The following is a 15,311-nucleotide window of genomic DNA, read 5'->3' as shown; positions in this document are numbered from 1 at the left end:
TCCCGAGTTTTGCCTAGGCCGGTTGCGCGACCATCTGGCGCTCGCGGATCGGCAGGTGGACGATGGCCGAGAAGGCCCCGACCCCGACCCCGATCCACCAGACCAGCGTATAGTCGCCGTTCAGGTCATACATCCGGCCGCCCAGCCACACGCCGAGGAAGCTCCCGATCTGGTGGCTCAGAAAGACGAAGCCATACAGCGTGCCCATGTATCGCACGCCGTAGATCTGCGCCACGAGCCCCGAGGTCAAGGGAACCGTAGCCAGCCAGAGCGCGCCCATGACCGCAGAATAGACCAAGACGCTGGTGGGCGTCATCGGCAGAAGGATGAAGATCGCCGACGCAAGTGTCCGCCCGGTGTAGATCGCCGCCAGGAGGTACTTCTTGGGGAAATGCCCGCCCAACCAACCCGACAGGACCGAACCTCCGATGTTTGCGACCCCGATGACCGCAATCGCTGCCGCCCCAAGTGCCGAGGTGGTCCCGATGCCCATCCCCGCCAGCATCCCGCCCGGATCGATCGGCCCGCAAACCTCGGTGATGAAAGCGGGAAAGTGCGCGGTGATGAAGCCCAGTTGGTAGCCGCAGGAGAAGAAGCCCAGGAAAATCAGCATGTAGGACGGATCGCGCAGTGCCCGGTTCAGAACGGTCAGCATCGGCTCGGACGGCTCGGTGTGGGTGCTGGTCTTGGCGGGGGGCTTCAGGATCGGCAGCGCCAGAAGCGTCAGCAGGATCACCCCGGCGAAGATCAGGAACACGGTCTGCCAGGGAAAGCTTTGCAGCAGGATTTCGGCGGCTGGCGGCCCCAGCACCTGACCGGCCGACCCGATGGCCGACCCGATGCCCAGCGTCAGGCTCCGCCGTTCCGGCGACGAGGCACGACCGATCAGCGGCAGGATGATACCGAACCCGGTGCCCGCAATGCCGAAGCCCACCAGGATCGCCAGCGCCTGATGCTGTCCCGGCGTGATGGCGTAGGCCGACAAGACCAGGCCAAGTGAATAAAGCAGCGCACCGATGATGATGGTCTTGCGGTCGCCGAACCTTTCGCCAAAGGCCGAGAACACCGGCTGGCCGATGCCCCAGGCCAAATTCTGGATTGCGATTGCCATCGAAAAATCCGCCCGGGGCCAGCCGAACTCGGTCGCCACCGGGATCTGGAAGACGCCGAAGCTGGCCCGGATCGCGAAAGAGATCATCAGGATCGTGCAACCGGCGATCAGGACGGGGGTGAAGATTGAGGCTTTCGGCATGCACGGCGCTCCGGGTCAGGCGGGCAACCTGCGCGCCTGGCCGGACAGGGTCAACCGCGATATTGTCACCGTTACAGCCGGCTACACCTGCCGCTTGGTTGGGCAGGACGTGGCGGAACTGCCGCAGAGCGTGGGATTCTGCGGGCCTGCGCGGCACTGCAACCGCTTTGGTCTTTTGCAGCGGCTGACCTGCCGCTATGGGCCGCATGAATCCGGAAAATGGAGTGGGGAATGTCCGACTGGTGGCGTGGCGCCGTGACCTATCAGGTCTATCCGCGGTCTTTTCAGGACTCCAACGGCGACGGGGTTGGCGACCTGCCCGGGATCACCCGCAGGCTGGATCATCTGGCCGATCTCGGCGTGGACGCAGTCTGGCTGTCGCCGTTCTTCCGCAGCCCGATGAAGGACATGGGCTATGACGTCAGCGACTACTGCGATGTGGACCCGGTCTTCGGCACTCTGGCCGATTTCGACACGATGATCGCAAAGGCCCACGCGCTGGGCCTGAAGGTCATCATCGACCAGGTGCTAAGCCATACCTCGGACCAGCACCCCTTCTTTGCCGAAAGCCGCAAGGACCGGCTGAACCCCAGGGCCGACTGGTATGTCTGGGCCGATCCGAAGCACGACGGACTGCCGCCCTGCAACTGGCTTTCCGTCTTCGGCGGCCCCGCCTGGCAATGGGACGCGCGGCGCAAGCAATACTATCTGCACAACTTCCTGACCTCGCAGCCCGACCTCAACTACCACAACCCCGCCGTCCAGGACTGGGCGCTTTCGGCGATGCGCTTCTGGCTGGAGCGGGGGGTAGACGGCTTCCGCTTCGACACCGTGAACTACTTCTTTCATGACCCCTTGTTCCGCGACGACCCGGCCGACTACCGCGTGAAAAAGGAACCCGAGGGCAACCCCTACGGGATGCAGTACCACATCTTCTCGAAGAACCAGCCCGAGAACCTGGCCTGGATGGAACGCATCCGGGTCCTTCTGGACGAATATGGCGCGGCTTCGGTTGGCGAGATGGGCGAGGCTCACCATGCCATCCGCATGATGGGCGAGTACACCGCGCCGGGTCGGCTGCATCAGTGCTACTCGTTCGAACTGATGGGATATGAGTTCGAGGCAGGCTTCTTCCGTGAAAAGGTCGAGGGTTTCTTCAAGGGCGCCCCCGACGGCTGGCCGATGTGGGCGTTTTCCAACCACGATGTCGTGCGCCACGCCTCGCGCTGGGCAAAGCATGGCGACAATGTTGACGACGTGGCCAAGCAGGCAGGGTCGCTGCTCTTGGCCTTCGAAGGCTCGGTCTGTCTCTGGCAGGGCGAGGAACTGGGCCAGACCGACACGCCGTTGGACTTCGAAGAACTGACCGACCCGCAGGGCATCGTCTTCTGGCCCGAACCCATCGGCCGCGACAATACCCGGACCCCGATGGTCTGGGACGCCTCGGCCAACGCGGGGTTCTCGCCGGTGAAGCCCTGGCTGCCGGTCAAGCCGGAACAGGCCGCGCGGCATGTCGAGGGACAAAAGGGCGCGCAAGGCTCGGTGCTGGAACATTACCGGCAAGTGCTGGCCTTCCGCAAAGGCTCGGCGGCGCTGCGGGACGGGAAGACCCGCTTCCTGGACCTGCCCGAGCCGGTGCTGGGTTTCGTCCGTGGCGCCGGCGACGGCGCGTTTCTGTGCCTGTTCAACCTGTCGCCGGTGGCGCTGTCAGTCACCGTGACCGGGGCAGAGGCTCCGGTTGGGCCGTCGATCCATGCGGTGCTGCAGGATGACCGGCTGACGCTGGGTCCGAACGCGGCGGCCTTCCTCCCGGTGACGGGCGCGGTCTCTGTGCAGACCTGAGGAAAGGAGGGTGGGCAGATTGCCCACCCTACGCCTGCGCTTCTAAAGCTCTGTCCAGTGCACGCCCGCCGGAGGGATCGAGACCCCGCCCCACTCGGCCGGAACCGGGTTGTAGTTGAACAGGAACCGGTGCGTGGCCGTATCGCGCCGCCGCAGGCCTTCGGGCAACGGATCGCACTCGATCCCCTCGGCCGCGCAGGCGCGCTGCAGGATGCGGGACAGGGCCTGGTCGTCCGGCCAACCGGCCAGGTAGTGCAGCTTGTCTGCACAGACCAGCGCGGGCCAGCCATCCTCGGCCACCTCGACGACATGCGCGTTGCCGTCCAGCTTCTCGCGCCAGTTCACAAGTGCGCCCCCCTGCGCCAAAGGCACCGGCACGTCGGGCGGCAGGCTTTCCACGCGCGCCACCACGGCTTCCAGCCCCGGCAGGGCGGGCGGCAGCGGCACCGGAATGGCGAAGTTCTTCGTCTTCGAATTGGTCCGCGGTCCCAGGATCGCGGTCCCGCCGAACCCCGCCAGAGCGGCCTTCAGCGGCTTGGACAAGGTGAAGACCCCCGGCGCGAGAACCAGCTTGTAAGACGACAGGTCCGCCACGTCGGGCCGGACGATGTCCACGTTCAGCCCCAGCCGCCGCAAGCCCTTGTAAAGGTGGAACACCAGCCAGAAATACTGGAAGCTCCGCCCCTGCGGCTGGATGTCCCAGGCCCAGTCGGATTCGTAGTCGAAGACCAGCGCCACCTGCGCCGCACCCGTCCCGGCCTCCGAAGGCATCGATGCCAGCTCCTGCGCCACTTGCTCGGCCTCGCCGAAGGCCTGCGCCGGGGCGCTGTCAGGCCGCAGAAGGCCTGCGTGCATCTGTTCCTGCGCGAACGGCGCTTGCCGCCAGCGGAAATAGCATACCGCCTCGGCCCCATGCGCAAAAGCCTCCCAGGCCCAGAGCCGCGCCATGCCCGGCAAGGGGTCGGGGTTGTAAGGCGCCCAGTTCACCGGGCCGGGCTGCTGTTCCATGATCCACCAGCGGCCCCGCCCCACGGCACGGTAAAGGTCGTGGTGGAAGGCCTGGAAATCCGGGTCCCCCTGCCGCACGAACCGGCGCTTGTGCTCGGCATCCGCCGGGATACGGTCCGACAGGAACCCCAGCGGATAGCTGTCCCACGACGCGATATCCAGATCCGCGCCGACGTCCCAATGGTCGAACTCTGTGATGGCGCCCATGAAGTTGTGCGCCACGGGGGCGTCAGAGTGCTTGCGGATGATATCCACCTGCAACTTGTTGAAGCTGCGCACTTCTTCCGAGGCAAAGCGGCGGAAGTCCATCACATGCGACGGGTTCGGCTCGCAGACGGTCAGGTTCGGCAATCCGATCTCGTGGAAATCGCGATACTCCATTGACCAGAACACATTGCCCCAGGCCCGGTTCAGCGCATCAGGCGACTGGTATTTCTGTGCCAGCCAGTCCTGAAAGGCGGTCCTTGCAGCGTCGGAATAGGACAGCGTGGTCGCATGGCAGGCGTATTCGTTGTCGGTTTGCCAGGCCGCCACTGCCGGGTTCTTGCCGTAGCGTTCCGCCATCAGGCCGACGATCTTTGCACATTCCGTCCGGTAGCCCCGGTGCGAGAAGTCATAGTGCCGACGCGAGCCGAACATCCGCGTCCGGCCTTCCGCATCCACAGCCAGCATGTCGGGATGCCGGTCGATCATCCAGCGCGGCGGCGTGGCGGTCGGAGTCCCCAGCACGACCTTCAGGCCCCGCGCGCCCAGCGTGGCAATCGCCCGGTCCAGCCAGTCCCAGTCATAACGCCCTGGCTCGGGTTCCATCCGGCTCCAGGCAAATTCGCCGATGCGGACCCAGGTCAGGCCCAGCCGCGCCATGCGGGCAGCGTCTTCGGCCCATTGGGTCTCGGACCAGTGTTCGGGGTAGTAGCAGACGCCAAGCGTGCGTTTCATAGGATGACCTGCGGTTCGGGAAGGCCCTTGGTGACGTTGGCGAAGGCGAAGACCTGACCCGAGGCCGGGTGCCTGGCCCGCGCTTCGGTGTCCATATGCTCAAGGGCGGTGGTGACGAAAAGGGTGGACAGATCGGTGCCGCCAAAGGCGGGGCACGAGGATTGCGTCGCGCCGGGGGTCTCGACCGCCTGCACGAAGCTGCCATCGGCACCGTAGCAGGCGACCCGGCCCGCGCCCCATTGGGCGTTCCAGAACCGGCCTTCGGCATCGATCACCGCCCCGTCGGGGTTCAGGCCCGCGCGGGCAAGGTCCAGCCAGACCTCCGGTTCGCCCCTCGGCCATCCGGCGCTGTCCAGTGCGACCTTCATCACCTTGCCCTGCACTGTGTCCGAGAAATGTGCGGCAGTCCCGTCGGGCGCAAAGCAGATCGAGTTCGGGATCGAGACGTCCTTGAAAAGCGACCGCAACTCACCGCGATACCAGCGCCAGATCGCGCCGGCTCCTTTCTCGGCCTTCTTGCCCATCGTGCCGAACCAGAACCCGCCCTGCCGGTCGGTGCGGCCGTCGTTCGACCTTGTGACCGAGGTCCCGGCGTCGGCGACGGGAGTGCGGGTTGCGGTGGTCAGGTCAAAGCGGAACAGCCCGGTTTCCGAGGCGACCAGCAGCTCGTCCCGGCTGATCCACCCGGCGGCCGAGACATAGACGTCGAAGGGCCAGGACGTCGCCTTGGAATGGAGCGTCCGGTTCAGGATGTCGAACCAGAACAGCTCTTGCCGCATTGGGTGCCAGAGCGGACCTTCGCCCAGCTCGCAGGGTCGTGCGTCGTAGATCATGCAAACACCGCGTCATAGGCCGCGACGATGGCGGCGGCTCTGGTGGCAATCTCGTCGGTGGACAGGCCGGGTGTATACAGCGCGGTGCCGATGCCGAAGCCGTCCGCGCCCGCGTTGGCCCAATCGGCGAAGTTCGCCGGGCCCGCTCCGCCGACGGCATAGACCGGCAGGTCCCGGGGCAGAACGGCGCGGAGGGCCTTCAGCCCCTCGGGTCCGATCAGGCTGCCGGGGAACAGCTTCAACCCCGTCGCCCCGGCCCTGATCGCCGCGAAGCACTCGGTCGGCGTCATCACACCGGGCCAGGAGGCCATTCCCTGCGCCCGGGTGGCCATGATGACCTCTGGGTCGCAGTTGGGCGAGACGACAAGGCTCCCGCCCGCCGCCTTGACCCTGCTGACATCCTCGACCGTCAGAACCGTTCCCGCGCCGATCTCGGCGTCTGGTGTGGCCGCCGCCATTGCCTTGATCGAGGCGAAAGGATCGGGCGAGTTCAGCGGGACTTCGATCCGTGTGATGCCCGCGGCGACCAAAGTCAGGGCAGCAGCAGCGGCCTCTGGCGGGGTGATCCCGCGCAGGATGGCGATCAGGTTGCGCATGTCAGTCTTGGGGGTCATCTGGCGCCCTCGGTCTGGGGGAAAAGCGAGGCAAGGCCCGCAAGCGTGCAATCGGTGGCGTTCAGGCGATGGGCTTCGATGCCCTGAAGCTCAAGCGCACGGGCGTAAGCGGCGGACAGCTTCTCGGCCCCGATCAGGGTGACGCGCTGGCCCAGCCAGTAGGGTTTGGCGGCAGCGAGTTCGGTGCCGATCAGCAGCCCCGACAACCGGGCGCGGGCGGCCTGGGGGGACAGCCCGGCGATCAGCCCTTCGGCCCGCAACGAAAACAGCCGCGCACCCAGCCGTTCGGGCCGCGACAGCGCGTCTGACACCGCTGCGTCGAAGGCCGCGTCGTTCCAGCCCTCGCCCTGCATCCCGTGCCGCAAGACCGAGGCTTCGGACAACAGCGCGAACATCTCTCCGGTCATGAAGGTCTGAAAGCTGACCACCTCGCCTGCGCTGATGTGGACCCACTTGGAATGTGTCCCCGGCAGGCACAGCACGCCGTCATACCCCGGCAGCAACCGCAGCGCGCCCGCGATCTGCGTTTCCTCGCCACGCATAACGTCGGCTGGGCTGGTCTGCTTCAAGCCCGGCGCAATCGACACCCGCAGTCGTGGGTCGGTCGTGGGCGCCATCACCTGCCCGGCAATGTCCAGCGGAGTGCAAGGGACCGTCCGATAGGGTGCCTCGCACCAGCCCTGACGGCTGCCCACCATGCCACAGGCGACCACAGGGGCCTTGCCCGCCAACCACGGCCCGATCAGCCGCAACAGGGCTGGCTCGAACCCCTCACGCGACAGCTTCCCCATCCCCTCGTCGCTGACAGCCTCAGCCAGCACTTGTCCATCCCCCGCGATCGCCCAGGCGCGCAGGTTCGACGTGCCCCAATCGACGGCGATCCAGGCGGGTGCCACATCACTCATGACGAAATATACCCCCCGTCCAGGATCAGGGTCTGCGAGGTCATCATCTTCGCCGCATCCGACGCCAGGAACAACACCGTCCCCGCAACATCTTCGGGCGCAATCGGGTCGGGAAGGCATTGCCGCGAAAGATAGGCGGCCAGACCCTCGGGCGTGACCCACAGCTCTTTCTGCCGCTCGGTCAGCACCCAGCCAGGAGCCACCGCGTTCACCCTTATCCGGTCCGGCCCGAATTCCCGCGCCAGCGTCCGGGTCATCCCCACAATGCCAGCGTTTGCCGTGATGTAAGCGGCATAGCCCTTGTCGGCCATCATGAAGCTGATCGAACTGAAATTGATGATCGACCCACCCCCCGCTGCCTGCATCCCCGGGATCACCGACTGGCAGGCGAAGAAATAGGACCGCAGATTGACGTTGATCGACCAGTCCCAGAAGGCCTGATCGGTCTTCAACGTCTCGTGCCGCTGGTCGTTCGCGGCGTTGTTGACCAGCACCGTGATCGGCCCATGTGCCTTTGCCGCCGTTGCCAGTGTCAACTGCAACTGATCCACCACCGAGATGTCGCAGGGCAGGAATAGCGGGCGGTTCCCCGTCGCCGCCTCCATCGCGCCGCAAAAGGCCGTGCCGTCCGACCGTTGGCAGAACGCCACCTTCGCGCCCTGGCGCAGGAACGCCTCGGTCAGCGCGGCACCGATCCCGGAGCCACCGCCGGTGACAAAGACGGAACTGCCCTTCAGGTCGGGGAAGACGGGATCGGTCACAGCTTTCTTCCTTCGACAACCCACATCGTCGCGGGCCAGGCTACGGGCAACAGAATGCCCTTCGTCATGAGCATCCGGCCTGTCAGCGTCAAGGGGCCAGACTTCAACGCGTTCGGCCCGCGCGACTGGCGTGGTGCGTCCTCGGTGTTGAGCAGGGAAACCATGTACCGCGCCTCGGGTTCCAGCCCGGTCAGGCGCAAGGGGCGTGGCAGGCTTTGGCGGCTGGTTTCCGCCTGTCCGGCAAAGACCACGAAGCGGTCGCCCCCCGCGGCAAGTTGCAACTCTGCCGTCACCGCCGGATCGTCGCTGTCCAGCCGCAGGACCCGGCCCGCCATCATCCAGTCGCGGTTCGCCTTGTACCAGGCGGTGACGCGCGCCAGGGTCAGCGTCTCATCCTCGGTCAACTCGCGCAGGTCCATCTCGAACCCCATATGCCGCTGGGCGGCGACCCAGGCGCGGAAAGCCATCGGCAGCACGCGGCCCGAGGTATGGCAGTGCCGCGGCCCGACGTGGCTTCCCGTGATCGCCGACGGCAGGAACAGCGCCGCGTCGTGCTGCATCCGCAGGCGTTCCAGCGCGTCGTTGCTGTCGGAAAGCCAGACCCGCTGCGTCCGCGCGAGGATGCCAGAGTCGATCCGCCCGCCACCTGAAGCGCAGCTTTCGATCTCGACCGTCGGATGTGCCGTGCGCAGTCGGTCGATCAGATCATAGATGCCCCGCGTCTGGGCCGCATCCACCACAGGCAGCAATCGGTTGTGGTCCCATTTGACATAGTCGATGGGGTAGTCGGCCAGCACCGCTGACACTTTCTGAAAAAGGTTTTCACGCACCTCGGGCAGTGCCAGGTTCAGTACCAGCTGGTTGCGGCCCGTGGTCTGGTCCGCAGGCCCCAGCACCCAGTCGGGATGCGCCCGGAAAAGGTCGGAGTTCGGGTTCACCATCTCGGGTTCGAACCAGAGGCCGAAGGTCATCCCCAGGCTGTGAACATGCCGGATCAGCGGATGCAGCCCCTCGGGCCATTTCCGCCGGTCAATGGTCCAGTCGCCAAGGCTGGAGGTGTCGTCATCGCGCCGCCCGAACCAGCCGTCATCCAGCACGAACCGCTCGGCCCCCAGTGCCGCAGCGCGGGTGGCGAATTCGGCGAGCGTTTCAAGCTTGTGGTCGAAGTAGACGGCTTCCCAGCAGTTGTAATGCACCGGACGCGGACGCGAGGGGTCGGGCCACTGCACCACCCGGTCGCGCAAGTCGCGCTGGAACACCGTGGCGATGCCATTCAGACCCGTGGTCGAGGCGCAGGCGATAAGCTCGGCGGTCTCAAAGTGCGTGCCCGCTTCCGTTTCGGCCCCCAGCGGGTGGCCGAACTGCACCAGACGGCGACCGTCCGGCAGCTCTTCGGCGACCATCCGATGCCCGCCGGACCAGGCGTAATGCAGCGCCAAAGCCTCGCCGCGGATGTTGGTGCAGCCATCGCCCGCAAGGATCAGGTAGGGCGGATGCTCCTGCCCCGACCGCCCCGTCCGCGTCTCGCGGGACCGGATGCCGGGGGACCACGGCGAGCGGATCAGATGGAACTCGCCCACCCATTTGCCGTGGACGTCGATCATGTCGCCCGATTGCGGCGCGGACAACACGGGCGCGGCGAGCCACTGGACACGGATTGGCCGGTCGGCGGTAAGCCGCGTTTGCAGCGTAATGGTGTCGGTCGTCTTGGCCTGAAGCACATGGCTCAGCATCAGGCCGGGGGCGGTGGAGATCAGCTCCAGCCGACCCGGAGAAACTTCGGCGCGGTCGAAGCGGAAGGCGGGCAACAGCAGAGTCCCATCGGCTTCGGCCAGCACATGCCCCGGCTGACCCTGGAAGGCGCGGCCCGGCTCGGGCGACAGGGAAAGGGACGGCAGGATGTCCAGCATCCCGCCCGTCAGATCGTGCCGGGCGGCAAGGGCAAGCTGGCCCAAGTCTTCGGCTTCGGGCAGCGCGGGACCCCAGTAGATGACCTCTGGCACCCCGCCTTCGGTCGCAAGGGCAATGGTCTGCCCCTGCGTATCAACACGCCATTGCATTACTTCACGGCCCCAAGCGTCAGCCCCGCGATGAAGTGCTTCTGCATCAGGAAGAACATCGCGACCGGCGGCAGCGCCGCAAGGATCGACCCCGCCGAAACCAGATGCCATTGCGCGATCCACTGGCCGTTCAGGGACGACAGGCCCGCGGTGATCGGCTGGCTGTCGACGCCCTGCGTCAGCACGGTGGCCCAGAAGAAGTCGTTCCAGATGAAGGTGAAGACCAGCACGCTGAGGGCCGCGATGGCCGGGCGCATCAGGGGCAGGACGATGTACCAGAAGATGCGCCATTCGGTGACGCCCTCGACCCGCGCGGCCTCGATCAGCTCGTAGGGCAGGGCCTTGATGAAGTTCCGCATGAACAATGTGCAGAACCCGGTCTGGAAGGCGATGTGGAACAGGGCAAGGCCATACCAGGTGTCATACATCCCCAGTTGCAGCGTCATGTCGCGCACCGGGACCATCAGGATCTGGAACGGCACGAAGTTGCCCGCGACGAACATGAAGAACACCAGGATGTTCGCCCGGAACCCGTAGACCGCCAGCGCGAACCCCGTCATCAGCGACAGGCTGACCGCGCCGATCACCGTCGGGATCGTGACCCACAGCGAGTTGATCATGTACTGGCCGATGGGCGTCTTGGTGAAGATGTAGACGTAGTTCTCCCAGGCGATGCCCGAGGGCATGCCGAAGTAGTTCCCCTGCGCCAGGTCCGAGGCCGGACGCAGCGAGGTCAAGGCCACGCCAAGCAGCGGGAACAGCCACAGGATCAGCGCGATGGGCAGCGCGATGGTGTAGATCCACTGTGCGGCGGGGCTGGATTTCTGGATCGGACGCGGGAACATCTCAGCGCTCCTTCTCGTCGCGCCACATCTTCCAGATGAAGCCCGAAATGAAGATCATCATGATCGCAAACAGGACGACGGCGATGGCCGCTCCGTAACCCATGCGGAAGCCGTATTCGCCAAGCGCCATCTCGAACATGTAGTAGGACAGCACGCGGCTGGACCCGAACGGCCCGCCGTTGGTCATGATCGACACCAGGTCAAACGACCGCAGCGCGCCGATGACCGTGACGATGACCGCGATGAAGGTGGCGGGCCGCAACTGAGGCAGCACCACATACCACAGCATCCGCCAGCCCTTCGCCCCATCCAGCCGCGCGGCCTCGATCTGGTCGGGGGCGACGTTGTTCAGGCCGGTCAGGTACAGGATCATCACATAGGCGATCTGCGGCCAAAGCCCCGCGGCGATGATGCCATAGGTGACAAGGTCGGGGTTGGCGAGGATAGCTGTGCCCTTGCCAGTGATTGATTCGGTCAAAAGGTAGAACAGCCCGAAGTTCGGGGCGTAGAACCAGGCGAAGATCAGGCCGACGACGACCTGGCTGATGACGAATGGAAAGAAGAACAGCGACTTGTAAAGCCGGATGCCGGTGACGGTCTGGTTCAGGAAGATCGCGATGAAGAGCCCGATGGGCAGGGCCAGCATGTACAGGACCAGCCATTTCAGGTTGTTCCACAGGCTTGTCTCGAACGCCGGGTCGGTCATCAGCTCGGCATAGTTGCCCATGCCCACGAAGCGCCCGGTGAACTGACCATCCTGGTTGTAAAGCCCGTTCCAGTCGTAGAACGACAGCGTCACGCTCTGGATGATCGGCCACAGCACATAGACCCCGAACATGAACAGCCCCGGCGCCAGGAACAGCCAGGGCGCCACCGTCCGTTGGTTCCAGCGTCGTGGCGCGGTCGCCTGCGATGCCTGTGCCATGTCTTTCCCCCCGGAAAACGAAAAAGGCGCCCCCCGAAGGGAGCGCCCATCAGCCTTGGATTACTGCGGGTAAAGGCGGGTGCGGGCCTGCTCCAGCCGCGCAAGGATCGCCTCAAGCTGCTCGGGCTGCACCAGGAACTGCTGGAAGCCTTCCATGCCGACCTTGGCATATTCGGCGTCCGCATCGCGGTCCCAGAACTGGGCGATGCCGCCCGTTGCGGTGGACAGCGCCTGGAAGCCCGCCGTCAGGAACGGATCGGCCGGGTCGACCGTCGCGCCACTGTTCGTCGGCAACTGGCCAACCGCCGCGTTCCACTTGGACTGCGCTTCGGCGCTGGCCATGTAGGCCAGGAACGTCTTCGCATCATCGGGGTTCTTCGCGCCCGAGGTCAGGTGGATCGTGTCGGTCGGGGCTTCCTCGGCCCGGGCCACGCCTGCGGTGATCTCGGGGAAAACCATGAAGCCCAGATTGTCGTTGGTCATCCCGCCTTCCTTGAAGACGCCGACGGCAAAGTTGCCCATCACGTAGTTGGCAGCCTTGCCCTGCACGAAGATCGCGGCCGCATCCTGCCAGTCGATTGCAGCATGGTTCTCGGTGACGAAGGGCTGCAGCTTGCCCAGGTTGTCGAACACGGCGCGGGCTTCCGGCGAGGTCCAAGAGACCTTGCCCGCAGCCAGATCGCTGTGGAACTGGTAGCCGTTGGTCCGCAAGGACACATAGTCGAAGATCCCCGCAACCGGCCACAGTGCGCTGGAGCCGGTGGTCACGCAGTCGATGCTGGCGGCCTTGAACTTCTCGCAGTTGGCCAGGAACTGATCCCAGCTTACGCCTTCGGCGCCGGGCACTTCAACGCCAGCGGCTGCGTAAGCGTCGCGGTTATAATAGATGCCCCACTGATAATAGGTGTAGGGGATCGCGTACTGCTTGCCGTCGATGGTCGACGACGGCACCGACGACGCCAGCGAGTCCATCAGCCCGTTGTTGGCCCAGACGTCCGAGATGTCGGCAAAGAGGCCGGCTTCCACGAAGGGACGCATCCGGTTCGCGGCATACCAGTTGGCCAGGTCCGGCGCATCGGCAGTCAGGAAGTTGCGGATCGCGTTCTTGTAGGCTTCGTGGTCGAAGTTGGTCAGCTGAACGGCGATCTCGGGGTTCGCGGCCTCGAAGTCGGCGATCAGGGCTTCGGCGGCGGCCAGCGGAATCGGATCGTAGTCCGCGTTCCAGGTGACGACGCGCTTGTCCTGCGCGAAGGCCGACGTGGACAGCATAAGCGCCGCCCCGAGCGCAATCGCGCCCGACAGTTTGTGAACCATGGTTTCCTCCCGTTTGGTTTCACTATTTGAAACTTAGTCTTGAATATTGAAAACTATGTCGGCTATCGTTATCCCTGTCAACAACGACGTTCCGGGAGGGGACCGATGGGAGCCGAGGGCCACGCAGACGGCACGGTGGGCAAGGCGCTGGATGTCCTGGACATGGTGGCAGGCTTTGGCCGCCCCGTGCGGTTCTCGGATTTGCTCACCCAATCGGACTATCCCAAGGCCACGCTCTACCGGCTTTTGCAGACGCTGACGCACCAGGGGATGCTGACCTTGGACCCCGATACCGGCACTTACGCATTGGGCGTGCGGCTGGTCAGGCTGGCCCATGCCGCCTGGGCGCAGTCGTCGCTCGCGCCCATCGCCCGACCCTATCTTGATGAATTGGCTCGCGAAACCGGCGAGACGATCCACCTTGCGCAGATGGACCTGGGCCAGGTCCTTTACGTCGACAAACGCAACGCCGCCCGCCCGGTCGAGATGTTCGCCCAGGCCGGCAAGGTCGGCCCCGCCTACTGCACCGGCGTCGGCAAGGCCATGCTCGCCTACCTGCCGCCCGAGGCGCTGGAGGCCGCGCTCGCCCGCCAATCCTTCCACCGCCACACGCCCCACACGCTTGCCAGCCGCGAGGCGCTGCTGGCCGAGCTGGAGGCGATTCGCAAACGGGGTCACGCCTGGGACGCAGAAGAGCACGAGACGGGAATCATCTGCTGCGCGGTGCCGATTCTGTCGCGCGGCGGCAGGGTGATGGGCGCGCTGTCCGTCACCTCGACCACGGCGCGAACGACTTTGGAGGCGCTTGGGGCCCAGGCTCCGATGATCAAGGACATCGCGGCGAAGATCGCTGCGGAAGCGGAAAGCTGGCGCTTTCCAGAACAGGTTTAGGGGAGGAACATCATGACAGGCGTTACGCTGAAGGATGTCGTCAAACGCTTTGGCGACGTGCAGGTGATCCACGGGGTCGACTTGGCTGTGGACGATGGCGAGTTCTGCGTCTTCGTCGGCCCCTCGGGCTGCGGGAAATCCACCCTGCTGCGCATGATCGCGGGGCTGGAAGAGACCAGCTCAGGCGCCATCCGCATCGGCACGCGAGACGTGACCCACGTCGATCCCTCCGAACGCGGCGTGGCGATGGTGTTCCAGACCTACGCCTTGTATCCCCACATGACCGTGGCTGAAAACATGGGCTTTGGGTTGAAGATGACCGGCCACCCCAAGGCCGAGGTTGACCGCAAGGTCGCCGAGGCTGCCCGCATCCTGAAGCTGGAACCCCTTCTCGACCGCAAGCCCAAGGCCCTGTCCGGCGGCCAGCGCCAGCGCGTCGCCATCGGCCGCGCCATCGTTCGGGGGCCGGAAGTGTTCCTCTTTGACGAACCCTTGTCGAACCTTGACGCTGAGTTGCGCGTCGAGATGCGCGTCGAAATCGCCCGCCTCCACCGCGAGATCGGGGCGACGATGATCTACGTCACCCACGACCAGGTCGAGGCGATGACCCTGGCCGACAAGATCGTCGTCCTGCGCGCGGGCCGGATCGAGCAGGTCGGCAAGCCGCTCGACCTTTACAACAACCCCGACAACAAGTTCGTCGCGGGCTTCATCGGCAGCCCGGCGATGAACTTCGTGGCGGGTGTGGCGGAGACCGGCTTTGTCGCAGCCAAGGGCCTTGGCCCCGTTGCGACGACCATCGGCCTACCAGCCAAAGGGGCCGAAGTGACAGTGGGCCTGCGCCCGCAGCACCTGAAGATCGGACCCGGCGACACGCACCGCGTCGAACTGACCGAAGCTTTGGGCGGGGTCTCCTACGTCCACCTTACCGCGCCCTCGGGCGAAAAGCTGATCGTCGAACGCCACGACCAGGTCAACCTGGAACCGGGCGCGATGGTGGGGTTAAGCTTTGACGCGCGGGATGCGATGCTGTTCGACAAGGAAGGATTGCGGCTGCGCTAGCGGCGTCGCTCGTCGTGCGCCTTCGGCTTCTCCTCGCTGTGGTCCCGCGAGAAGAAGCCG

Annotated in this window: 14 protein-coding genes; 4 read left to right on the top strand and 10 right to left on the bottom strand. The window is 65.4% G+C overall.

Features of this window, described 5'->3' with window-relative positions; genetic code table 11:
- Window positions 1-13 precede the first annotated feature (13 nt).
- Window positions 14-1,252: an MFS transporter gene (locus tag Q8M85_RS11315; RefSeq protein ID WP_305544359.1), complete on the bottom strand. Its 1,239-nt coding sequence runs from the start codon at window positions 1,250-1,252 to the stop codon at window positions 14-16.
- Here Q8M85_RS11315 and Q8M85_RS11310 point away from each other — a divergent pair.
- Both Q8M85_RS11310 and Q8M85_RS11305 read left to right on the top strand, forming a co-directional pair.
- Complete coding sequence (locus tag Q8M85_RS11310) at window positions 1,251-1,511, top strand: hypothetical protein (RefSeq protein WP_305544356.1); 261 nt, start codon at window positions 1,251-1,253, stop codon at window positions 1,509-1,511. The two genes, Q8M85_RS11315 and Q8M85_RS11310, sit on opposite strands and share 2 nt — an antisense overlap.
- Window positions 1,484-3,094, top strand: coding sequence for an alpha-amylase family glycosyl hydrolase (locus Q8M85_RS11305; protein WP_305544353.1), 1,611 nt, complete (start codon window positions 1,484-1,486; stop codon window positions 3,092-3,094). The genes Q8M85_RS11310 and Q8M85_RS11305 overlap by 28 nt, the downstream gene beginning before the upstream one ends.
- Before the next feature lie 42 nt (window positions 3,095-3,136).
- Here Q8M85_RS11305 and Q8M85_RS11300 read toward each other — a convergent pair whose 3' ends face one another.
- The 9 genes from Q8M85_RS11300 to Q8M85_RS11260 are packed head-to-tail and all read right to left on the bottom strand — an operon-like array spanning window position 3,137 to window position 13,298.
- Window positions 3,137-5,041, bottom strand: coding sequence for a beta-galactosidase (locus tag Q8M85_RS11300; protein WP_305544351.1), 1,905 nt, complete (start codon window positions 5,039-5,041; stop codon window positions 3,137-3,139).
- The gene (locus Q8M85_RS11295; RefSeq protein WP_305544348.1) at window positions 5,038-5,874 is read right to left on the bottom strand and encodes an SMP-30/gluconolactonase/LRE family protein; all 837 of its coding nucleotides are present in this window, start codon (window positions 5,872-5,874) and stop codon (window positions 5,038-5,040) included. The genes Q8M85_RS11300 and Q8M85_RS11295 overlap by 4 nt, the downstream gene beginning before the upstream one ends.
- Window positions 5,871-6,488 (bottom strand): 2-dehydro-3-deoxy-6-phosphogalactonate aldolase, encoded by a 618-nt coding sequence (locus Q8M85_RS11290; RefSeq protein ID WP_305544345.1) that lies wholly within the window; start codon window positions 6,486-6,488, stop codon window positions 5,871-5,873. The genes Q8M85_RS11295 and Q8M85_RS11290 overlap by 4 nt, the downstream gene beginning before the upstream one ends.
- Window positions 6,485-7,384 (bottom strand): 2-dehydro-3-deoxygalactonokinase, encoded by a 900-nt coding sequence (locus tag Q8M85_RS11285; RefSeq protein ID WP_305544754.1) that lies wholly within the window; start codon window positions 7,382-7,384, stop codon window positions 6,485-6,487. The genes Q8M85_RS11290 and Q8M85_RS11285 overlap by 4 nt, the downstream gene beginning before the upstream one ends.
- Window positions 7,385-7,389: 5 nt before the next feature.
- Window positions 7,390-8,154 (bottom strand): SDR family NAD(P)-dependent oxidoreductase, encoded by a 765-nt coding sequence (locus tag Q8M85_RS11280; protein ID WP_305544342.1) that lies wholly within the window; start codon window positions 8,152-8,154, stop codon window positions 7,390-7,392.
- On the bottom strand, window positions 8,151-10,214 hold the full coding sequence (locus Q8M85_RS11275) for an alpha-galactosidase (RefSeq protein ID WP_305544340.1): 2,064 nt from the start codon (window positions 10,212-10,214) through the stop codon (window positions 8,151-8,153). The genes Q8M85_RS11280 and Q8M85_RS11275 overlap by 4 nt, the downstream gene beginning before the upstream one ends.
- Window positions 10,214-11,059, bottom strand: a complete 846-nt coding sequence (locus tag Q8M85_RS11270) for a carbohydrate ABC transporter permease (RefSeq protein WP_305544337.1) — start codon at window positions 11,057-11,059, stop codon at window positions 10,214-10,216. The genes Q8M85_RS11275 and Q8M85_RS11270 overlap by 1 nt, the downstream gene beginning before the upstream one ends.
- 1 nt (window position 11,060) lies before the next feature.
- The gene (locus Q8M85_RS11265) at window positions 11,061-11,984 is read right to left on the bottom strand and encodes a carbohydrate ABC transporter permease (RefSeq protein WP_305544335.1); all 924 of its coding nucleotides are present in this window, start codon (window positions 11,982-11,984) and stop codon (window positions 11,061-11,063) included.
- A gap of 60 nt (window positions 11,985-12,044) precedes the next feature.
- Entirely contained in the window at window positions 12,045-13,298 is a 1,254-nt protein-coding gene (locus Q8M85_RS11260; protein WP_305544332.1) for an ABC transporter substrate-binding protein, read from the bottom strand.
- 105 nt (window positions 13,299-13,403) lie between these two features.
- Here Q8M85_RS11260 and Q8M85_RS11255 point away from each other — a divergent pair, with 105 nt between their 5' ends.
- Together Q8M85_RS11255 and Q8M85_RS11250 are read left to right on the top strand one after the other, a co-directional pair.
- The gene (locus Q8M85_RS11255) at window positions 13,404-14,189 is read left to right on the top strand and encodes an IclR family transcriptional regulator (protein WP_305544330.1); all 786 of its coding nucleotides are present in this window, start codon (window positions 13,404-13,406) and stop codon (window positions 14,187-14,189) included.
- Between the two features lie 12 nt (window positions 14,190-14,201).
- The gene (locus Q8M85_RS11250) at window positions 14,202-15,251 is read left to right on the top strand and encodes an ABC transporter ATP-binding protein (RefSeq protein WP_305544329.1); all 1,050 of its coding nucleotides are present in this window, start codon (window positions 14,202-14,204) and stop codon (window positions 15,249-15,251) included.
- The last annotated feature ends 60 nt before the right edge of the window (window positions 15,252-15,311 follow it).

It is taken from the genome of Tabrizicola sp., from assembly GCF_030694085.1.
Lineage (GTDB): Bacteria > Pseudomonadota > Alphaproteobacteria > Rhodobacterales > Rhodobacteraceae > Tabrizicola.
This window is presented reverse-complemented; position numbering and strand designations above follow the sequence as displayed.